At 68.8% G+C, this 19,805-nt stretch carries 17 protein-coding genes; 14 read left to right on the top strand and 3 right to left on the bottom strand.

The features are described from left to right. Window positions 1-140 precede the first annotated feature (140 nt). From GD1_RS20500 to GD1_RS20470, 7 genes are all read left to right on the top strand, one after another. Entirely contained in the window at window positions 141-539 is a 399-nt protein-coding gene (locus GD1_RS20500; protein ID WP_059039362.1) for a PPOX class F420-dependent oxidoreductase, read from the top strand. A 264-nt stretch (window positions 540-803) separates the two neighbouring features. After that, the gene (gene kdpA / locus GD1_RS20495; protein WP_059039361.1) at window positions 804-2,489 is read left to right on the top strand and encodes a potassium-transporting ATPase subunit KdpA; all 1,686 of its coding nucleotides are present in this window, start codon (window positions 804-806) and stop codon (window positions 2,487-2,489) included. A 92-nt stretch (window positions 2,490-2,581) separates the two neighbouring features. Further along, window positions 2,582-4,714, top strand: a complete 2,133-nt coding sequence (gene kdpB, locus GD1_RS20490) for a potassium-transporting ATPase subunit KdpB (protein WP_083534533.1) — start codon at window positions 2,582-2,584, stop codon at window positions 4,712-4,714. Window positions 4,715-4,717: 3 nt separating this feature from the next. Beyond that, window positions 4,718-5,341: a potassium-transporting ATPase subunit C gene (locus GD1_RS20485; RefSeq protein WP_059039359.1), complete on the top strand. Its 624-nt coding sequence runs from the start codon at window positions 4,718-4,720 to the stop codon at window positions 5,339-5,341. A 38-nt stretch (window positions 5,342-5,379) separates the two neighbouring features. Continuing rightward, entirely contained in the window at window positions 5,380-7,902 is a 2,523-nt protein-coding gene (locus tag GD1_RS20480) for an ATP-binding protein (RefSeq protein ID WP_059039358.1), read from the top strand. After that, complete coding sequence (locus GD1_RS20475; protein WP_059039357.1) at window positions 7,902-8,600, top strand: response regulator; 699 nt, start codon at window positions 7,902-7,904, stop codon at window positions 8,598-8,600. The genes GD1_RS20480 and GD1_RS20475 overlap by 1 nt, the downstream gene beginning before the upstream one ends. A gap of 303 nt (window positions 8,601-8,903) precedes the next feature. Next, on the top strand, window positions 8,904-10,307 hold the full coding sequence (locus GD1_RS20470; RefSeq protein ID WP_059039356.1) for an MFS transporter: 1,404 nt from the start codon (window positions 8,904-8,906) through the stop codon (window positions 10,305-10,307). A gap of 46 nt (window positions 10,308-10,353) precedes the next feature. Here the strand turns inward: GD1_RS20470 and GD1_RS20465 are convergent, their stop codons facing one another. Together GD1_RS20465 and GD1_RS20460 are read right to left on the bottom strand one after the other, a co-directional pair. Then, window positions 10,354-11,529: a M20 family metallopeptidase gene (locus GD1_RS20465; RefSeq protein WP_059039363.1), complete on the bottom strand. Its 1,176-nt coding sequence runs from the start codon at window positions 11,527-11,529 to the stop codon at window positions 10,354-10,356. 143 nt (window positions 11,530-11,672) lie between these two features. Continuing rightward, the gene (locus GD1_RS20460) at window positions 11,673-12,050 is read right to left on the bottom strand and encodes a VOC family protein (RefSeq protein WP_059039355.1); all 378 of its coding nucleotides are present in this window, start codon (window positions 12,048-12,050) and stop codon (window positions 11,673-11,675) included. Window positions 12,051-12,221: 171 nt separating this feature from the next. On the opposite strand from GD1_RS20460, the gene GD1_RS20455 reads away from it, so the two are divergent. The 6 genes from GD1_RS20455 (at window position 12,222) to GD1_RS20430 (ending at window position 17,298) form a co-directional block, all read left to right on the top strand. Further along, on the top strand, window positions 12,222-13,067 hold the full coding sequence (locus GD1_RS20455) for a TetR/AcrR family transcriptional regulator (protein ID WP_059039354.1): 846 nt from the start codon (window positions 12,222-12,224) through the stop codon (window positions 13,065-13,067). Between the two features lie 290 nt (window positions 13,068-13,357). Further along, entirely contained in the window at window positions 13,358-13,759 is a 402-nt protein-coding gene (locus tag GD1_RS20450) for a hypothetical protein (protein WP_157079569.1), read from the top strand. A 55-nt stretch (window positions 13,760-13,814) separates the two neighbouring features. Further along, window positions 13,815-14,675 (top strand): TtfA family protein, encoded by an 861-nt coding sequence (locus tag GD1_RS20445; RefSeq protein WP_053778304.1) that lies wholly within the window; start codon window positions 13,815-13,817, stop codon window positions 14,673-14,675. Between the two features lie 84 nt (window positions 14,676-14,759). Next, window positions 14,760-15,320, top strand: coding sequence for an orotate phosphoribosyltransferase (gene pyrE, locus GD1_RS20440; RefSeq protein WP_053778303.1), 561 nt, complete (start codon window positions 14,760-14,762; stop codon window positions 15,318-15,320). A 6-nt stretch (window positions 15,321-15,326) separates the two neighbouring features. Then, window positions 15,327-16,049 carry a TrmH family RNA methyltransferase gene (locus GD1_RS20435; protein WP_059039352.1) on the top strand — a complete coding sequence of 241 codons (723 nt, stop codon included), beginning with the start codon at window positions 15,327-15,329 and terminating at the stop codon, window positions 16,047-16,049. Window positions 16,050-16,164: 115 nt separating this feature from the next. Further along, window positions 16,165-17,298, top strand: coding sequence for an acid phosphatase (locus GD1_RS20430; protein WP_307190363.1), 1,134 nt, complete (start codon window positions 16,165-16,167; stop codon window positions 17,296-17,298). Between the two features lie 219 nt (window positions 17,299-17,517). Here the strand turns inward: GD1_RS20430 and GD1_RS20425 are convergent, their stop codons facing one another. Further along, window positions 17,518-18,252, bottom strand: coding sequence for a DedA family protein (locus GD1_RS20425; RefSeq protein ID WP_020790795.1), 735 nt, complete (start codon window positions 18,250-18,252; stop codon window positions 17,518-17,520). A gap of 178 nt (window positions 18,253-18,430) precedes the next feature. Here GD1_RS20425 and fbaA point away from each other — a divergent pair, with 178 nt between their 5' ends. Beyond that, window positions 18,431-19,465 (top strand): class II fructose-bisphosphate aldolase, encoded by a 1,035-nt coding sequence (gene fbaA / locus GD1_RS20420; protein ID WP_053778325.1) that lies wholly within the window; start codon window positions 18,431-18,433, stop codon window positions 19,463-19,465. The last annotated feature ends 340 nt before the right edge of the window (window positions 19,466-19,805 follow it).

Raw genomic sequence — 19,805 nt, 5'->3', positions numbered from 1 at the left:
GCTGATTGAGTTGGCGACTCGGCTGTCTGAGGTTTCGACGCGTCTTGTTGCTTCGCTCCTCGTCGGCTCGACCTTCAATGGCCGGTTGCTGATCGGGCTGAACCTGAGCTCCCGCTTGTGGGGGCCGGTAGCCTGGACGTATGACCAGTGATGCGAGCCGGCCCTTCGATGCAGCCACCGATGCGAAGTATGTGCAGCTCACCACCTTCCGGAAGGACGGCACTCCGGTGTCCACGCCGTTGTGGGCGGCGGTCGACGGTGACCGTATGTACATGTGGACCGAGACCGAGTCGTGGAAGGTCAAGCGGATTCGGCGCGATCAACGGGTGATCGTGCAGGCCTGCGACGCCCGCGGCAAGAAACTGACCGGGCAGCCGGTCGACGGGACCGCCGAGATCATGGACGCCGCGGGCACCGAGCATGTGCGAAAGCTCATCTCGGGCAAGTACGGCATTGTCGGGTGGTCGCTGGTCCGGATGAGCATCCTCCGACGCGGCAAGTCGGGCACGATCGGCGTGGAGATCAGTCGCACCGACTGACCGCCGTCGTCGGCCTTCTGCAGTTGCCCGAGCCCGATACCAAGGTGCCGTCAAGATTTCGCGGTGACGCGTATGGAGGGCGTTAAGAACCTGCTCGGGTGGCCGAAACGCACACATGCTGTGGTCCGGGCGATCACGAACCGGTGATCGCCACGCCCAGAGGAGTGTGTGCATCGTGGCCGACGTGCTCTACGTGAGTGCCGTGTTCATCGGTTTCGCCGTCTGTGTCCTGCTCGTCGTGGTGGTCGATCGTCGGGTGAACCGATGAGCACGGCGGCCGCAGTGGGCCAGGTGGCGACGGTCCTGGTGATCCTGGCCGCCGCCTACATCCCGCTCGGCGACCACATGGCTCGCGTGTACCGCGGGGATCGAGACCTGGCGGTGGAACGTGCGGTCTACCGGATCGCGCGGATCGACCCACGCCGGCCGCAGACCTGGAAGGGATACGCCCTTGCGGTGCTGGCGTTCTCGCTGATCTCGGTACTGCTGCTCTATCTGCTGCAGCGGCTCCAGGGTGTGCTGCCGGGAGCAGACGGGAAGCCGGGGGTGAATCCGGCGATGGCCTTCAACACGGCGGTCTCGTTCGTCACCAACACCGACTGGCAGTCGTACTCTCCGGAACAGGTGATGTCGAACCTCACCCAGATGCTCGGTCTGGCGGTACAGAACTTCGCGTCCGCCGCGGTCGGCATGGCCGTCGCGATCGCCCTGGTCCGGGGTCTCGTCGCCCGCCGGGCAGGCACCGGGCTGGGGAACTTCTGGGTCGACCTGATCCGCGGGACGGTACGGATACTGCTGCCACTCGCCGTGATCGTCGCGATCATCCTGCTCACCCAGGGCGCCGTGCAGTCGTGGCACACCGGCTTCGACTACACCATGCTCGACGGCCGGGATGCCCGCAGCATCGTCGGCCCCTTCGCATCCCAGGAAGCGATCAAGGAAATCGGCACCAACGGGGGAGGCACGCTCGCCGCCAACTCGGCACACCCGTTCTCGAATCCGACGCCGCTGTCCAACGTTGTCGAGATCGCCGCACTGCTGCTCATCCCGGTGTGTCTGACCCGAACCTACGGAACGCTCGTCGGGGACCGGCGGCAGGGACTGACGTTGCTCGGCGTGATGGCCACCATCTGGACCGCGATGCTCGCGGTGACCTGGTGGTTCGAGGCGCACGCCACCGGTGCCGCGGGGACAGCGGCCGGTGCGATGCTCGAGGGCAAGGAACAGCGATTCGGGATACCCGGGTCGGTTCTGTTCGCCGTGTCCACCACCGGCACCTCCACCGGAGCGGTCAACGCCTCGCACGACAGTTTCACCGCCGGGGGTGGCGGTGCGGTGTTGTGGAACATGCTGCTCGGCGAGGTGGCGCCCGGCGGTGCCGGATCGGGCCTGTACGGCATGCTGATCCTCGCCGTGATCACCGTGTTCGTCGGCGGTCTGCTGGTCGGCCGGACACCGGAATTCCTGGGCAAGAAGATCGGCAGACACGAGATCACCCTGGCCGCACTGTCGGTGCTGGTCATGCCGGTGCTGGTACTGACCGGCACCGCGATCGGTGTGCTGCTCGGCTCCACCACCGACGCCCAGGGCAACAGCGGACCGCCCGGCACACCGGGATCGATCCACGGTTTCACCGAGGTGCTCTACGCCTACGCGTCGGCGGCCAACAACAACGGCAGCGCCTTCGGTGGGCTCACCGTCACCGACACCTGGTTCCAGACCTCGCTCGGCGCGGTCATGCTGTTCGGCCGGTTCGTACCGATCGTGCTGGTGCTCGCCCTCGCCGGACTGATGGTGCGACAGGTTCCCCGGTCGGCCGCGGTCACCTCGACGCTCCCGACCCACGGCGTCCTGTTCGGCGTGCTGCTGCTCGGCACCACGCTCCTGGTCGCCGGACTCACCTTCTTCCCGGCCATGACGCTGGGACCCATCGCGGAGGCCCTGCTGTGAACAGTCCTGCCCGCAACACCGGTTCTCTGAAGATCCCTGTGGTGCAGACGATCCGGAAACTCACCCCACGGGAACAGGTACGCAACCCGGTGATGTTCGTCGTGTACCTGGGGTCCATCGCGACCACCGTGCTCGCGATCTGGCATCCGTCCTGGTTCGCGTGGCTGATCGCCGCCTGGCTGTGGTTCACGGTGATCTTCGCGAGCATGGCCGAGGCGGTCGCCGAGGGCCGCGGCCGTGCGCAGGCGGACAGTCTGCGGAAGGTCAAGCGCGACACCATGGCCCGACGGATCGACGCCGACGGGACGATCACCGCGGTCGGCGGCGCCGACCTGCACGTCGGAGACCTGATCGTCGTCGAGGCAGGGGAGACGATCGCCGGCGACGGCGACATCGTCGACGGGATCGCCACCGTCGACGAATCGGCGATCACCGGCGAATCCGCCCCGGTCGTCCGGGAATCTGGCGGCGACCGATCGGCGGTCACCGGCGGGACCGTCGTCCTGTCCGACAAGATCATCGTCCAGATCACCACCGAACCCGGGCAGACCTTCGTCGACCGGATGATCTCGCTCGTCGAAGGCGCCGAACGCACCAAGACCCCCAACGAGATCGCCCTGAACATCCTGCTGTTGACGCTCACCGCGATCTTCCTGTTCGCCGTGATCGCCATCGGCCCGATGCAGCACTATGCCGGACAGAGTCCCGACCCGATCACATTGATCGCCCTGCTGGTCTGCCTCATCCCCACCACCATCGGGGCATTGCTGAGCGCGATCGGGATCGCCGGCATGGATCGGCTGGTCCAGCACAACGTGCTCGCGATGTCGGGGCGGGCGGTGGAGGCCGCCGGTGACATCGACACCCTGCTGCTCGACAAGACCGGCACCATCACCTTCGGCAACCGGCGGGCCACCGTATTACATCCGGCCCCTGGTGTCAGCCTCACCGAACTCGCCGACGTCGCCCTGCGTTGCAGCCTCGCCGACGACACCCCCGAGGGCCGCAGCATCGTCGAACTCTGCCGCACCACTTGTGGACTCGACCCCGACGGCCCGATGCCCACCGCCGAGGTGGTCCCGTTCACCGCGCAGACCCGAATGAGTGGGATCGATCTGGACGACAATCGGATTCGGTACCGCAAGGGAGCCGCCGACGCGGTGTCCCGGTGGCTGTCCACGGTAGGCGGATCGGTGCCCGGCGCGGTCGCCGACCAGGTGGCCGAGGTGGCCGCCGAGGGCGCCACACCCCTGGTGGTCGCCGTCCACGACGGCACCGGTGGGGCCGGCGTCACCGGAGCGGACACGAGAACCCGTGGCACCACGGGCAGCAGTGACACGGCGGGCAGCAGCGGCACCGCGGTCAGTAGCGGCACGGCCGGTCCGGGCAACGCCGGGCGGGACATCGGCGGTGGCGGTGCCGCGCGGGACACCGCCGGTGGCGGTACTGCGCGAGTCCCCGGCACACAGGGTGCTGCGACGTCGCGGGTGCTGGGCGTGATCGTGCTGTCCGACGTGGTGAAACCCGGTATCGCCGAACGGTTCGCGCAACTGCGGGCGATGGGTATCCGCACCGTCATGGTCACCGGCGACAATCCGCTCACCGCCCAGGCCATCGCCGGCGAGGCGGGTGTGGACGATGTGGTCGCCGAGGCCACCCCCGAGGACAAGCTCGCCCTGATCCGCGCCGAACAGTCACGGGGCCGCCTCGTCGCGATGACCGGCGACGGCACCAACGACGCCCCGGCACTTGCCCAGGCAGATGTCGGCATGGCGATGAACAGTGGGACGTCGGCGGCCAAGGAGGCCGGCAACATGGTCGATCTGGACTCCGACCCCACCAAGCTGATCGATGTGGTGGCGATCGGCAAGCAACTGCTGATCACGCGCGGCGCGCTGACCACCTTCTCGCTGGCCAACGACCTCGCGAAGTACTTCGCGATCCTGCCCGCCATGTTCGCCGGGGTGCTGCCGCAGCTGGGCGCGCTCAACATCCTGCACCTGCATTCGGCGTCGTCGGCGATCGTGTCGGCGGTGGTGTTCAACGCCCTGATCATCGTCGCGCTGATCCCGCTGTCGTTGCGGGGCGTGCACTATCGGCCGAGCTCGGCGTCCCGCCTGCTCGGCCGCAACCTGCTGATCTACGGCGTAGGCGGGGTGATCACGCCGTTCATCGGGATCTGGCTGATCGATCTGCTGGTCCGATTCATCCCGGGAATGGGGTAGACCATGTTCACACTCGTCACCGGTTTCGTGCGCCAGTGCGGTGCGGCCCTCGCGGTGCTCGTCGTCCTGACCGTGGTCCTCGGCGGGGCCTACCCGGCCGTGGTCTGGGCGGTGTCGCGGATCGACACCACCTCGGCCGAGGGATCACCGGTCACCGACGTGCACGGCTGCGTCGTCGGCTCGTCCCTGATCGGGGTCGACCCGCAGGTGCCGGCCGGACAACCCGACTCGTTTCTGCATGCCAGGGTCGCCGGCGCCCCCGGCGATCCGATGGCCCCCGGTGATCCGGCGGCGTCGGCGGCGAGCAACCTGGGGCCCAACAGTCCCGAGCTCGCGGCGGCGATCACCGCGCGTCGGATGATCATCGCGCGGCGAGAAGGTGTCAGCCCGGCCCAGGTCCCGGCCGACGCCGTGACCGCCTCCGGGTCGGGACTCGATCCCGACATCAGCCCGGCGTATGCCGCGTTGCAGGTGCCCCGGATCGCCCGGGCCACCGGCCGCACACCCGCCCAGGTGCAGGCGATCATCGACGCGCACACGAGCGGCCGGCAGTGGGGCTATCTCGGTGAACCGGGCGTCGATGTGCTCGAGGTGAATCTCGCGCTCGGCCACCAGGTGTGCCGATGAGTTCCGGCGTACCGGCCGGTGCGGGATAGACTCGCCCCATGGCCTCGTCAGCAGTGGGCCGCGGGCGGCTCGAGGTGTTCCTCGGATGTGCCCCGGGGGTCGGGAAGACCTACGAGATGCTCTCGCAGGCAAGGGGACTGGTCGACGAAGGGGTCGACGTGGCGATCGCCGTCGTGGAATCGCACGGCCGTGCGGCCACCACCGCCATGGCCGAAGGCCTCGACACGGTCCCGCGACGTCGGATGGAATACCGCGGCACCACATTCGACGAGATGGATCTGGCCGCCGTGATCGCGCGGCACCCACAGGTCGCGATCGTCGACGAACTGGCCCACACCAACGCGCCCGGATCACGCAACACCAAGCGCTGGCAGGACATCGACGAACTCCGCGATGCCGGGATCGATGTCCTGACCACCGTCAACATCCAGCATCTGGAGAGCCTCAACGACGTCGTCGCCCAGATCACCGGGGTGCCCCAGCGCGAGACCGTTCCCGACAAGGTGGTGCGCGGGGCCGACCAGATCGAACTCGTCGACATCGCACCGGAAGCCCTGCGGCAGCGTCTCGGAGCAGGAAAGGTATACCCGCACAGTCGGATCGACGGTGCGCTGACCAACTACTTCCGGCAGGGCAATCTCACCGCGCTGCGCGAGCTCGCATTGCTGTGGCTGGCCGACCGGGTGGACGAGAGTCTCGCCGACTACCGTGCCGCCCACGCCATCACCGACACGTGGGAGACGCGGGAGCGGGTGGTGGTGGCCCTGACCGGTGGACCCGAGTCGGCGACATTGTTACGGCGGGCGAGCCGCATCGCGTCGCGATCGAGTGCGGAACTGGTGGCGGTGCACGTCGTGCGCGGGGACGGGCTCACCGAGAGCGTGCCGGTGGATCTGGCCGGATTGCCCGATCTCGCCGCCGGGTTCGGGGTGCGCATCCACACCGTCGTCGGCGACGACGTCCCGACCACCCTGCTCGACTTCGCCCGCGGGGTCAACGCGACGCAACTGGTCCTCGGGACGTCGCGACGTCCACGATGGCAGCGGATCTTCGACGAGGGTGTCGGTGCGGCGGTGGTCTCGCACAGCGGACGGATCGACGTCCACATGGTGACCCACGACGAGACCCGCCGGCGGTCGCGACTCGACATCCGCGACACCCGGTTCCACCGGCCGCTCAGTTGGGTTGCGGCCGTGACGGTGCCGCTGGCCCTGACCGAAGTGCTGTGGCTGGCCGACGGCAGCCTGGGATTCGCTTCGGAATCGGCATTGTTCTTCGTCGCGGTGCTCGCGGTCTCGATGCTCGGTGGCGTGGGTCCGGCGGCGTTGTCTGCGGTGGTGTCCGGGCTGCTGCTGAACTACTTCTTCACCGACCCGCGGTTCACCTTCACCATCGCCGCGCCGGACAACCTGATCACCATCCTGGTCCTGCTGGTGATCGCGATCGCCGTTGCGGTACTGGTGGATTCGGCGACGGTCCGCAGGGTGCAGGCGCAGCGCGCGGCCCGCGACGCGGAACTGCTGGCGATGTTCAGCGATGCCGTGCTCGGCGGGGTGGGGGTCGGCGGACTGCTCGAGCGGGTGCGGGAGACCTACGAACAGCGGGCGGCGTCGGTGATCCGCCACGGCACCGCCGGAGCGCCCGTGGTGGAGGTGTCGGTGGGGACCTCGCCGCCGACCACCACCGACGAGGCGGACACCGTCTGCTCGGCCGGTGACGGGGAATACGACCTACTGCTGGCCGGCCCGCCACCGGGGGAGCGCGACCGGCGGGTCCTGACGTCGGTGGCCGCCCAGGCCGCCGCGGCGGTGGAACGATCCCGGCTGGAGGGGGAGGCCGCCGAGGCCCGGGCCCTGGCCCACACCGACGAACTGCGCCGGGCCCTGTTGTCGGCGGTCAGCCACGATCTCCGGACCCCGCTGGCCGGAGCCAAGGCGGCGGTGTCGAGCCTGCGCAGCACCGACGTCACCTTCGGACCCGAGGACACCGCCGAACTGCTCGCGACCATCGAGGAGTCGGTGGACCAGCTCACCGCCCTGGTGGCCGACCTACTCGACTCCACCCGGCTCGCCGCGGGAGTGGTGCGTCCCCGGCTCCAGCGCACCTACCTGGTGGAGGTGGCGCACCGGGCCGTGGCCGCGGTGGTACCGCGCGGTGGGCCGGAGGTCGCGATGTCGTTCGACCACGTGTGGGCCGACACCGACGCCGGCCTGCTCGAGCGGGCCCTGGCCAACCTGATCGACAATGCGATCCGCCACGGTGGCGGCCGCGTCGAGGTGGCCGTGTCCCGGACGGTCGCCGACGACGGCACCCTGCGCTGTGAGATCCGGGTGATCGATCACGGCGCCGGGCTGCCCGCGGACCGACGGGACCGGCTGTTCACCCCGTTCGCCCACGGCGACGACCGTGACGGGTCCAGAGGTGGTGTGGGACTCGGGCTGTCGGTGGCGCAGGGATTCGTGTCCGCAGTCGGCGGGACGGTGTCGGCCACCGACACCGACGGGGGCGGCACGACCATGGTGATCTCACTGCCCACCTCGGACGACGACGGGCAGCAATGATGAGTACACATGCGGTGCGGGTCCTCGTCGTCGACGACGAACCACAGCTGCTGCGCGCATTGCGGATCAACCTGAATGCGCGTGGATTCGCTGTCACGACGGTCTCGACCGGCGCCGATGCACTGATCGCGGCGGCCCGGGTCGACCCGCAGGTCGTGGTGCTCGACCTGGGACTCCCGGACATCGACGGGATCACCGTACTGCAGGGCCTGCGCGGCTGGACCACGGTGCCGATCATCGTGCTGTCGGCGCGCGGCGAATCGGTGGACAAGGTGGCCGCACTCGATGCCGGCGCCGATGACTACGTCACCAAACCCTTTGGTATGGAAGAATTCCTGGCCCGCCTGCGCGCCGCGGTGCGCCGGGGAGCGGCGACCACGGCGACCGGGGGCGCACCGGTTGTCGACGCGGGGACCTTCGTCGTCGACCTCGAGGCGAAACAAGTCCTGCGGCAGGGGGTTCCGGTGCACCTCACGCCCACAGAGTGGGCCGTGCTCGATCTCCTGGTCCGCAACGAGGGCAAACTCGTCACCCAACGCGAGATCCTGGGCGCGGTGTGGGGTCCGACCTATCTCGACCAGACCAACTATCTGCGGGTGTACCTGGCCGGGCTCAGGCGCAAACTCGAAGACGATCCCGGATCGCCGCGCCACCTGCTGACCGAGTCGGGAATGGGCTATCGCTTCGTGCGCGACTGAATGGTGCCGGACCGAAAAGTACTTCGGTGCAGGTCAATGCGGTGACACGATCGTGACCTTTGGTGAGCCGTACCGAAAGCTGACATTCGCTTTGCGAAAGGGTATGAAGGACATAGGGGTTGTATGGGACCATCCGCCACGCGATGGATCCCGAGACCGACCGAGCCCATGCGCCGGTCGGTCGGGAGGTGGTTCTCGGGAGCGAAAGGCACCGAGACGACACGTAAATGGTGGATGCCCTATGGCTCGAGATCCCTGTGACCGAGTCGCGGCGTGCAGCTCCCTGTCCACCGGGAAGGCATCATGGCCACGGCATCTGCGCACAATGCGTATGACGAGCTTGCGCCCGATCCGGATACCCCGGAGGGAAAATCGCTGCTCCGCAAAGCGATCGGCGCATCCGCGATCGGAAATGCCACCGAGTGGTACGACTACGGCGTCTACGCCGCAACCGCCACCTATCTCACGCACGCGTTCTTTCCCGGCGAACTCGGCTCGATCGGCACCATGCTGGGCTTCGCGATCTCCTTTGTCCTGCGTCCGCTGGGCGGTATGATCTGGGGTCCCATCGGCGACCGGATCGGCCGAAAGTCGGTACTGGCCATCACGATTCTGCTGATCTCCGGGGCCACCGCCCTGATCGGTGTGCTGCCCACCCATGCCGTCGCGGGTGTGTGGGCACCGATCCTGCTGATCACCCTGCGTGTGATCCAGGGCTTCTCCACCGGCGGTGAATACGGTGGTGCGGCAACGTTCATGGCCGAGTACGCACCCGACGCCAAGCGCGGACGCTTCGGCTCGTTCCTCGAATTCGGCACCCTGGCAGGGTTTTCCGCCGGAACGGCGATGGTCTTGTTGCTCGAACTCGGCCTGTCGGAGGAGCAGATGCAGACCTGGGGCTGGCGCATCCCGTTCCTGCTGGCCCTGCCCATGGGCCTGATCGGTCTCTATCTGCGGTCGCAGATGGAGGACACCCCGGTGTTCGCCGAACTCGAGCAGGAGGACGAGATCGCCGGAACGCCCTGGTCGCGGCTGGTCGATCTGGTCTCCAACTACTGGCGGCCGATCCTGATCATGTTCGGTATGGTGATCGCGCTCAACGTCGCCAACTACACATTGCTGGCATATCAGCCGAGCTACCTGAAGGACACGATCGGACTGTCGGAGACCTCCGGGTCGACGGTCGTGCTGATCGGCCAGCTCGCGATGATGGCGATGATCCCCTTCTTCGGGTCCTGGTCGGATTCGACCGGACGGAAACCGATGTGGTGGTGTTCGCTGATCGGACTGTTCGTGCTGGCGCTACCCCTGTACTGGCTGATGGGTCAGGGATTCGCCTGGGCCATCATCGGATTCGTGGTGCTGGGCTTGCTGTACATCCCGCAGTTGGCGACCATCTCGGCGACCTTCCCGGCGATGTTCCCGACCCAGGTGCGCTACGCCGGATTCGCCATCTCCTACAACGTCGCGACCGCCGCATTCGGTGGTACCGCACCGCTGGTCAACGACGCCGTGGTGGGTGGCACCGGCTGGAATCTGTTCCCCGCGGTCTATCTGATGGCGGCCTGTGTGATCGGCATGATCGCCCTGGCCTTCCTCACCGAGACCGCCGGCGCGTCCCTGCGTGGTACCGAGATCCCTGCGCGGACAGAAGATCTCGAGTTGTCGGCGATAGCGGACAAGGTCGCCGCGGCCGAGGGTCGCTGACCCCGGGCCGCCGGCGATGCTGCTCGGGTAGGTGCGGTACCGGCGTCTACCCGAGCAGTTCCAGCGCCATGCGCGTGTAAGCCCGTGCGGCCGTGGACAGATCGGCGATCGACACCGACTCGTCGGGCTTGTGGGCCTCGGCGTTGATGTCGCCGGGACCGCAGACGATGGTCGGGATGCCGAGGTCGCTGCTGACGAAGCCGCCGTCACACGCTGCGGTCCACCCACCGACCGAGGTCTCGGTGCCCGTGGCGGTCAGCGCGTCGACGGCGGTGGTGACCAGCTGGTGGTCGGCCGGCGTCTCGAAGCCGGGCATCTCCATCGTCACCCGCACGTCGACACCGATTCCGTCGGTGTCGATCCCGGCCGCGGAGATCCGGGCGCGCAGCCAGGCGGCGATCTCGTGCGCGTCGTCGTCGGGCATCAGCCGGCGGTCGATACCGAGGTAGGCCATGGGGGCGACCACCGAGATGCCCTGGCCGCCCGAGATGGTGCCGACATTCCACGTGCCGGAGCCGAGCAGGCCGCTCGCCGCGGCGGTCATCGCATCGTGGTCGGCGGCGACGATGCCGACGATCGCGGCGGCCGCGTTGATCGCGCTGCGCCCGTCGTCGGGACGGCCGGAATGTGCGGCGCGCCCGGTGATGTCGACCTCGATATAGGAGGCGCCGCGGCAACCGCGTACGACGGTGAGATCGGTGGGCTCGGCGACCACACATCCGAGGAAGTCGCCGACCTCGTCGGGCCGGCCGATCAGGTCACGCACCCCGGCGCCGTGTTCCTCCTCGTCGACGGTGCACACCAGCTGCACCGGCCCGGACAGTGCGGCACCCGAGCGGGACAGCGCCGACATCGCCGCCACGATCGCGGCGATCCCGCCCTTCATGTCGGTGCTGCCGCGACCGATGATCCGGCCGTCGGCGATGCGTGCCCGGTACGGGTCACCGGTCCAGTCCGGGCCCGCGGGCACCACATCGGAATGTCCCAGGAACATCAGCCCGGGACCGTCCCCGCCGGGGAGGGTGGCGATCAGATTCGGCCGGCCCGGCGTCACCTCCTGCGTACTGACGGTGAAACCCGCACTCTGGCAGGCCTTCTCCAACACGGAGACGGCGGCAGCCTCGGTGCCGCCGGGATTTTCGCTCGGCGTCTCCACGAGGGCGACGGTCAGCGCGACGAGCTCATCGGTGTCGATCGTCGACGCGACGGCCTCGGCGTCGATGCGTGGGCGGTCGGCGAGTGGGCCGGGATCGCTGATGGACACCGCAGCAGTCCTTTCCTCGGGGGTCGTGTCCCCATCCTGTCACCGACCGGTGCCACCCCGCGCGATCCCGGGGCGACGCGCCGCGGTCAGACCCGCCGCGGTCAGACCCACTGCACGAGCTGCCAGATGATCCCGTTGGGGTCGGCGAACTGGCAGAACCGCTCGCCCCACGGCTCGGTCTCGGGCGGTGTGACCACCGTCGCCCCGGTCGCGGCGATCCGCGCGAACTCGTCGTCGAGGGCCTCGACCACCAGGACGAGCAGCAGGCCCTGTCCGGCCGGCCCGGCGACGGACTGCGGGACGAAGGTCTCGAGGCCGACCTCGAGGAAGATCACGTTCAGGTCGGTGTCGGGGTGGGTGAGCGAGACGAATCCGTCGGCCGACATGGCGTCGACGAATCCGAAATGGGTGCGTGCGAAGCCGGCGGAGGCGTCGACGTCGGCGACGTTGAGCGAGATCGCGGGGGACGAGATCTTCATGGGGACTCCTGATTCGTCGGTCATCCGGTTCACCTGGTGATTCGGGGGACCGGGGGCTGGTCGTCTGCGGTCGTGCGGTGTGTGACCGGGCGGAATGCGGGTCCGGGCAGGCTTGGGAGAACCCGCAGTCAGAAAACTCTGTACGCCGTCCGTAATTGTACAGTGTACAGAGTGGAGCTGATCGATCTGCTGTGGCGCGGGCACCCGGATGCGCCGCGGGGCGGTGCACGCGGACCCCGGGCGCGGCTGACCACGGAAGATGCGGTGACCGCAGCGCTGGCCACGGCCGACGCCGAGGGGCTGTCGGCGGTCACCATCCGGCGGTTGGCCCGGTCGCTCGGGGTGTCGACGATGTCGGTCTACACCTATGTGAGTTCTCGCGAGGACCTGCTCGTGCTGATGGTCGATGCCGCACACCGCGACATGACGGCGACCCCGTACACGGCCGCGGACTGGCGAATGCGGCTCCGGTACCTCGCCGAGGACAACCTCCGGCTGCTCACCGCGCGTACCTGGCTGCTCGACGTCGACGACCCCAGGGCCGCGCTGGGGCCCGGGACGATCGCCAAGTACGACCGTGAACTGCATGCCTTCGACGGGCTCGGATTCGACGACGTCGACCGCGATGCGGCCCTCTCGTTCGTCCTGGACTTCGTCTCCGCGTCGGCGCGGACCCGCGTCGTGCGGCACGTCGGACGGGGCGATGACGGTGCGGCCGGCCCTGAGCCGGCGGGCGGCCCCGAGAGCACGGTCGGCGCTGAGGGCACACCCGGCCCCGAGGAGACGGCCGCACCCCGGGACGCCCCGGTCATGGCCGAGGTGTGGGCGCACACCAGGGAGCGACTGGCCACCTATCTCGGCGCCGACCACCCGCTGGCGCAGCGCGTCGGATCCGCCGCGGGGGAGGCGATGAACGATGTCCATGACGTGCAGCGCGCCTGGGAGTTCGGGATGGCTCGGATGCTCGACGGGCTGGCCGGGATGATCGCCGACCGCGTACCGGAGTCGTCGGCCTGACGGGCCGCGGCGCGCGATCGGGACGAGAGGATCTGTCGCGCAGCCGTTCTCGGTTCGCCCGTCGACTCCTGCCCGGTTCCGGCCGCACTTCGGTGCAGGACGAGTGCAACACGGTGCCCGTCGGTGCGTCTGTGTACTCCGGGTGCGGCCGGCGCGGCGCCGTTGCCGGGATGTGGTGCCGGTCGGTGCCCGACGTCATGCTCGCAACCAACGTGTCTGATCAAGTACCGTCGATTCAGTACAGCAAAGTGACGGTGGCGGGGGTCGGAATGCGGGCGACAGGTGTCGGGATGCGAACGCGGTGGGGAAGTGTCGTGCTCGCCTGGGCGGCGGTGGTGCCGCCGGCACTCGCGGTGATCCTCCCCGGCGGCGATCGGCCGGCCGGTCCGCTGGAGCTGCTGGTCGTGGCCGCGGCACTGTGGGGGATCGTCCTGGTGACCGGCGTGCGCGGCCTGCCGTGGCCCCTGGTCGTGATCACGGCTGCGGCCTGGGTGGTCCTCGCGGCCGCGGCGGCGGCCCGGGCGATCGAACACTGGCCGGCCGGCCTGCACGTGGCGTCGGCAACACCGGCCGGCATGGTGGTCGGGCTGGCCTATGCCGCGGTGTACACCGTGGTCATCGTGGCGATCGGGACACGCTGCCGGACACACGGGCGAGCGCTCGGCGAGGGCCGGCGTCGGGTGAACGGGTGAGTCGAGGGGCTCGCGCGGCGCGGGCCGCGCACCGTCTGAAGTAGTCTGTAGCGCGATGACCATCGTCTACTTCGTGATCGCCGCCGTCGCACTCGCGGGTGCGGCGGTCTTGTTGTGGCTCGATCGCCGCCGAACCTCGGTCACGGGGCATCAGCGTGCGATCTGGGGCGAGGAGCACGACTTCAAGTTCCGCGAGTCCGACACCAAGCTGCGCACCGTCTTCGGCCGCGCCACCATGAACGCCCCCGGGCATGTCTCCGTGCAGGACGTGGCCTACGGCCACTACGGCGGCGCCGAGGCCGTGGTGTTCGATCTCGCCGAGACCGCCACCGTGATCGCCGTGCGACGCTCGGCGGCGTCGAGTGTCGTCGTCGACCTGCGGCACGAGGACGTCCTCGCACCCGCGGAGGACGACGTCGAACTGCTCGGCGCGATGGGTCCGCGAGTGATGTTCTCCAACAACCTCGACGCGGCCCGCCGCGTCTGCGACCGGCGCATGGTGACCCTGGCCTCCAAGGCGCCCGCATACATCGAGGTGCTGTGGAACGAGGGCAACTGGGCGCTCGGTTCGCTCCCGCTGACCAACGACCCGGAAGAGCTCGACACCTGCCTCGAGGTGGTCCGGCGGTTCGCCGACCTGCTGCGCGTGCTGCCCCCGCTCCGGGAACCACAGGACGCACCGGACCCGCGCGATCCGCACGGCCCGACCCGGGCCGAACTGGCCGACGAGAAGACCGAGAACATGCGCGACAAGAACCGTCGCGCACGACTCGAGGCCGTGGCCGATCCCGCCGACGACGAACCGCCGGCCGAACCGACCGTCACCCGTCGCGCCGCCGCCGTGATGCCGCCGCCGCCCGCCCGCCGCGGTCCCAGCGACATGCCGGAGTCGCGGAATCGTCACCGCCGGTCCTGACCGGCGCGTCCGCCCGGACCCGCCTCGGCATGCTTCACCGCTGTTCCCCGTCCCACCGTTACACCCATCGAGAGTGAGTTCACCGTGCCCGCATCCGCACCGATCGTCGACGCCGCCGACCGCGAGGTGCTCGCGGCCCTGGTGACCGAACTGGCCGTCGTCCACGGTCGGGTCACCCTGTCCTCGGGTAAGGAGGCCGACTACTACGTCGACCTGCGCCGGGCCACCCTCCATCACCAGGCGTCACCGCTGATCGGGCGTCTGATGCGGCAGCTCACCGCCGACTGGGAGTTCGACGGTGTCGGCGGTCTGACCCTGGGCGCCGACCCGGTGGCCACCGCGATCATGCATGCCCCCGGCCGGGCGATCGACGCCTTCGTGGTCCGCAAGGCCGCCAAGGCCCACGGTATGCAGCGCCGCATCGAGGGTCCCGATGTGGAGGGCAAGCGCGTGCTGATCGTCGAGGACACCTCCACCACCGGCGCATCGCCGTCGGCGGCGGTCGAGGCGGCCCGTGAGGCCGGGGCGATCGTCGTGGGCGTGGCCACCGTGGTGGACCGTGCGACCGGTGCCGATCAGGTGATCGAGGCGCTCGGCGTCCCCTACCGTTCCCTGCTCGGTCTCGGCGACCTCGGGCTCGCCTGAGCGGCAGTGACCGAGGAAGTCCGCGAGCCCGAACCCGTCGAGCCCGATCCCGTCGCGCCCGGCCACGAGGAGCCGGGGCCGACCGAGTGGCAGTCGCGCTCGGCGCCGCCGGTCGGCGTGGGCCCGTGGGTGGAGGAACACCCCACGCCGGTGCCCGACGATCCACGGTTCGACCCGGAGCTGATCGCCGCCGGTGACACACGCAACGTCGTCGACGCCTACCGGTACTGGACCCGGGAGGCGATCGTCGCCGACATCGACGCCCGCCGCCACCCGTTCCATGTCGCGATCGAGAACTTCGCCCACGATGCCAACATCGGCACCGTGGTGCGCACCGCCAACGCCTTCGCGGCCGCCGCGGTACACATCGTCGGCCGGCGACGCTGGAATCGTCGCGGCGCCATGGTCACCGACCGCTATCAGCATCTCGAACACCACGACAGCGTCGCCGACCTGATCTCCTGGGCCCGCGCCCACGACCTGGCTGTGGTGGCCGTCGACAACACCCCGGGTTCGGTTCCGCTGGAGACCGCCGATCTGCCCCGGGAGTGTGTGCTGCTGTTCGGGCAGGAGGGCCCCGGCGTGAGCGCCGACGCCCAGGAACGCGCCGATCTCACGGTGTCGATCGCACAGTTCGGTTCGACCCGGTCGATCAATGCCGGCGTGGCCGCCGGGATCGCGATGCACGCCTGGATTCGTCAGCACGCCGATCTCGGCACCGCATGGTGACCGGTGACGTCCGGCTGAACGCTGGATGAAATCCTGCGACACATCTCGCGATCTGGATCGTGAGATCAGGTCCTGGTGTTGCCCGCATGACCGATGCTGCGCCAGAGTGATGGCCATGTCCTTACGCGTCCGTTCTGTCCTGCTCTCCGTAGTCACGCTTCTGGCGTTGATCGGGGTGGGCACCGCGCAGGCCGCCCCGGCCCCCGCGGTCGCGCCCGCCGGCTTCAGCACCGCCCAGCTGGTCGGTCCGTACCCGTCCGACATCCCGCCGGGCGGCACCTACCTGCCGGAGCTGGACGGCTTCACCTACCTGCGGGAACACCGCCCCGACATCATCAAGCAGAACCTTGCCACGGTGATCGCCACCAACAACTCGGCGACCAAGGCGCAGCAGGCCGACGCGATCGCGATCAACTACGACGACCGGCTGATCTCGCTATCGGAGGCGTTGGGAACCAAGGTCGGATCGACCTTCCGCGCCCTGCTCGCCGACGGCAGGCTCCCGAAGGCGGCCGCCCTCGCCGAGGGCGACACCGCACGCGCCGGCATCCCGATGGGGACGACGCTGCTGGAGAAGACCTTCTACAACAATCCGCGCCCGTTCATCGTGGCGCCCAACCAGATCAAGCGGTACGACCGGCCCGGCGGCCACCTGTACGCCGAGGTCGCGACCAACGGCTCCTACCCGTCGGGACACACCAGCATGGCGTACTGGAAGGGCGCCCTGCTCGCGTACTGGCTGCCCGAACTCGGCCCGCAGATCTTCGCCCGCGCCTCGCAGATCGGCCAGAGCCGCATGGTCCTCGGCGTGCACTACCCGCTCGACGTCATGGGCGGCCGCATCATGGGCACCGCGATCGCCGCGGAACGTCTGGCCGACCCGGCCTTCAAGAAGCTGATCGACGAGGCCGGTACCCAGTTGCGCGCCCAGCTGACCGCCGCCCTCGGCAGCCCGATCGCGACCGCGATCGCCGCCGACTCAGGTCATCTGCCGACCTCGCAGGCCACCGGCGAGTTCCGTGAGCGCATGACCTACGGATTCGCCCGCATCGCACCGGATCAGCGCAACGCGATCCCGGCCGAGGCCGCAGGCCTGCTCAAGACCCGCTTCCCGAACCTGAGCGACGCACAGCGTCTCGAGATCCTGCGTCGGACCGCGATCCCGGCCGGCTACCCGCTCGACCAGGCCGGTGCCGACGGCGGCTGGCTGCGCATCGACCTCGCTGCCGCCTACGCCGCGGCCCCGTAGCCACAGACGACGTGCGTGCTGTCACGTGATCGCATGCTCGACCGCCAGATACGACGAACTCGGCCGGGAGCCCCACGAGAGGGCTCCCGGCCGAGTTCGTCTGGTCAGGGCAGAGACTGCCGGCCGGCGATGCGCGCCGATCCGGGCCGGCGATCATCTGGAGGGCCGATCCGGGCCGCCCGGCGATCGGTGAGACCGCTGATCCGGGCGGGCCGAGGATCAGACGGCGTCGGTCTGATCCTCGCGGTCGGGGGTGGCTGCGTCGGCCGGGGTGGCGGCAGCGGCCTTCTTGGCCGCGCGCCGGCGTCGGTACCACTCGATGAACATCGGGGCCACCGAGACGACGACGATCAGGATGAAGATCGGCTCGATCAGCTTCTGGACGATCTCGAACCGGCCCAGCCAGTAGCCGAGCAACACGATGCCGGCGCCCCAGACGATCGCACCGACGATGTTGTAGACGGCGAACACCGAGTACTTCATCTTGGCGGCGCCGGCGACGATCGGGGCCAGTGTGCGCACGATCGGCACGAAACGTGCCAGGAAGATGGTGATCGGCCCGTGCTTCTCGAAGAACTCGTTGGCCTCGTCGAGGTAGCGCTGCTTGAGGAACCGGGCGTCGGGTTTGAACATCTCGGTACCGATGTAGCGGCCGATCCAGTATCCGATCTGCCCGCCGATGACGGCTGCGATCGGGATGAAGACGAGGAGTTGCCACAGGGAGGCGAACTTGTCGATGCCGTCCTTGCCGCCGGCGGCGACGACCATGCCGGCGACGAACAGCAGCGAGTCACCCGGCAGGACCGGGAAGAGGACCCCGGACTCGATCAGGATGACCAGCAGCAGGCCCCAGAAAGCCCAGGCACCGAAGTACCCGAGAAGGTTGATCGGATCGAGGAACCCGGGCATCAGCGCGACGTTCGTCGTGGTCTGTTCGAGAGCGGTGGAGATCACGGGTCCCCAGGATACCCGGCGAGGCTTGGTGTTCCCTGGGTGCGCGAATGGTCACGAGAGGTGAGCGCATGTAACGGGGCGCACCACCGACTGCGCGAGCCCGACCAGCCCTTGCCATACTGATCGGGAGTGATCGACTCGAGAGCGTGGAAACCTTACCCGGTTGGAGGACGTGGATATGCCCATTGCAACCCCAGAGCAGTACGCGGAGATGTTCGAGAAGGCCAAGGCGGGTGGTTACGCATTCCCCGCGATCAACTGCACCTCGTCGTCGACGATCAATGCGGCCATCAAGGGCTTCGCGGATGCGGGAAGTGACGGGATCATCCAGTTCTCGACCGGTGGCGCCGAGTTCGGTTCCGGTCTGGGCGTCAAGGACATGGTGACCGGTGCGGTCGCGCTGGCCGAGTTCGCGCATGTGGTCGCCGCCAAGTACGACGTGACCATCGCGCTGCACACCGACCATTGCCCCAAGGACAAGCTGGACACCTACGTGCGTCCGCTGCTCGCGATCAGCCAGGAGCGCGTCGACGCCGGCCGCAACCCGCTGTTCCAGTCGCACATGTGGGACGGCTCGGCCGTGCCGATCGACGAGAACCTCGAGATCGCCCAGGACCTGCTGGCCCGGGCCGCTGCCGCCAAGATCATCCTCGAGGTGGAGATCGGCGTCGTCGGCGGTGAAGAGGACGGCGTCGAGGCCGCGATCGACGACAAGCTGTTCACCACCCCTGAGGACTTCGAGAAGACCGTCGACGCGCTCGGCGTGGGTGACAAGGGCAAGTACCTGCTCGCCGCGACCTTCGGCAACGTCCACGGCGTCTACAAGCCGGGCAACGTCAAGCTGCGCCCCGACGTGCTGAACACCGGCCAGGAGGTCGCCACCAAGAAGCTCGGCCTGGCCGCCGGCTCCAAGCCCTTCGACTTCGTCTTCCACGGTGGCTCCGGCTCGCTGAAGAGCGAGATCGAGGAGGCCCTGAGCTACGGCGTCGTCAAGATGAACGTCGACACCGACACCCAGTACGCCTACACCCGTCCGGTTGCCGGCCACATGTTCGCCAACTACGACGGCGTGCTCAAGGTGGACGGCGACGTGGGCAACAAGAAGACCTACGATCCGCGCTCCTGGAGCAAGAAGGCCGAGACCTCGATGAGCGAGCGTGTCGTCGAGGCCTGCAACGACCTCAAGTCGAACGGCAAGTCGATCAGCGCCTGATCCTGTCGGCCTGATCGTCGTACCGACCCGAACGCGGGCGGGAACCCCCACGCGGCGACGCGTGTGGTGGGTCCCGCCCGCGTTTGTCGTCGGGGCCGATCGCCGGCCGGGCTGGTCGGGAGGATCGGTTCGAGCGGGCTCGGTGGGCTCGTACAGCTCGGTGGGCTCGGACGGCTCAGATGGTGAGGATGCCGACGAGGACGCCGAGTGCCAACAGCACCATCACGATGGCCGCGCCGATGACCAGTGGATCGGCGCGGTGCCGGCGGGCGGAGGAGTCGCGGCCGGACCGGCGCGCTGCGGCTGCCGGGGACACCGCTGCCGTGGAGGCCGGTTGGAA

It is taken from the genome of Gordonia desulfuricans NBRC 100010 (assembly GCF_001485495.1).
GTDB lineage: Bacteria > Actinomycetota > Actinomycetes > Mycobacteriales > Mycobacteriaceae > Gordonia > Gordonia desulfuricans.
The sequence above is the reverse complement of the archived record's forward strand: the minus strand, read 5'-3'. Positions and strand labels throughout refer to the sequence as shown.

Excerpts from the sequence above, each read along its gene's own strand:
- GD1_RS20500 (WP_059039362.1), top strand. The coding sequence starts at position 141 with ATGACCAGTGATGCGAGCCGGCCCTTCGATGCAGCCACCGATGCGAAG.
- kdpA (WP_059039361.1), top strand. The coding sequence starts at position 804 with ATGAGCACGGCGGCCGCAGTGGGCCAGGTGGCGACGGTCCTGGTGATC.
- kdpB (WP_083534533.1), top strand. The coding sequence starts at position 2,582 with ATGTTCGTCGTGTACCTGGGGTCCATCGCGACCACCGTGCTCGCGATC.
- GD1_RS20485 (WP_059039359.1), top strand. The coding sequence starts at position 4,718 with ATGTTCACACTCGTCACCGGTTTCGTGCGCCAGTGCGGTGCGGCCCTC.
- GD1_RS20480 (WP_059039358.1), top strand. The coding sequence starts at position 5,380 with ATGGCCTCGTCAGCAGTGGGCCGCGGGCGGCTCGAGGTGTTCCTCGGA.
- GD1_RS20475 (WP_059039357.1), top strand. The coding sequence starts at position 7,902 with ATGAGTACACATGCGGTGCGGGTCCTCGTCGTCGACGACGAACCACAG.
- GD1_RS20470 (WP_059039356.1), top strand. The coding sequence starts at position 8,904 with ATGGCCACGGCATCTGCGCACAATGCGTATGACGAGCTTGCGCCCGAT.
- GD1_RS20460 (WP_059039355.1), bottom strand. The coding sequence starts at position 12,050 with ATGAAGATCTCGTCCCCCGCGATCTCGCTCAACGTCGCCGACGTCGAC.
- GD1_RS20450 (WP_157079569.1), top strand. The coding sequence starts at position 13,358 with ATGCGAACGCGGTGGGGAAGTGTCGTGCTCGCCTGGGCGGCGGTGGTG.
- GD1_RS20445 (WP_053778304.1), top strand. The coding sequence starts at position 13,815 with ATGACCATCGTCTACTTCGTGATCGCCGCCGTCGCACTCGCGGGTGCG.
- GD1_RS20430 (WP_307190363.1), top strand. The coding sequence starts at position 16,165 with ATGTCCTTACGCGTCCGTTCTGTCCTGCTCTCCGTAGTCACGCTTCTG.
- fbaA (WP_053778325.1), top strand. The coding sequence starts at position 18,431 with ATGCCCATTGCAACCCCAGAGCAGTACGCGGAGATGTTCGAGAAGGCC.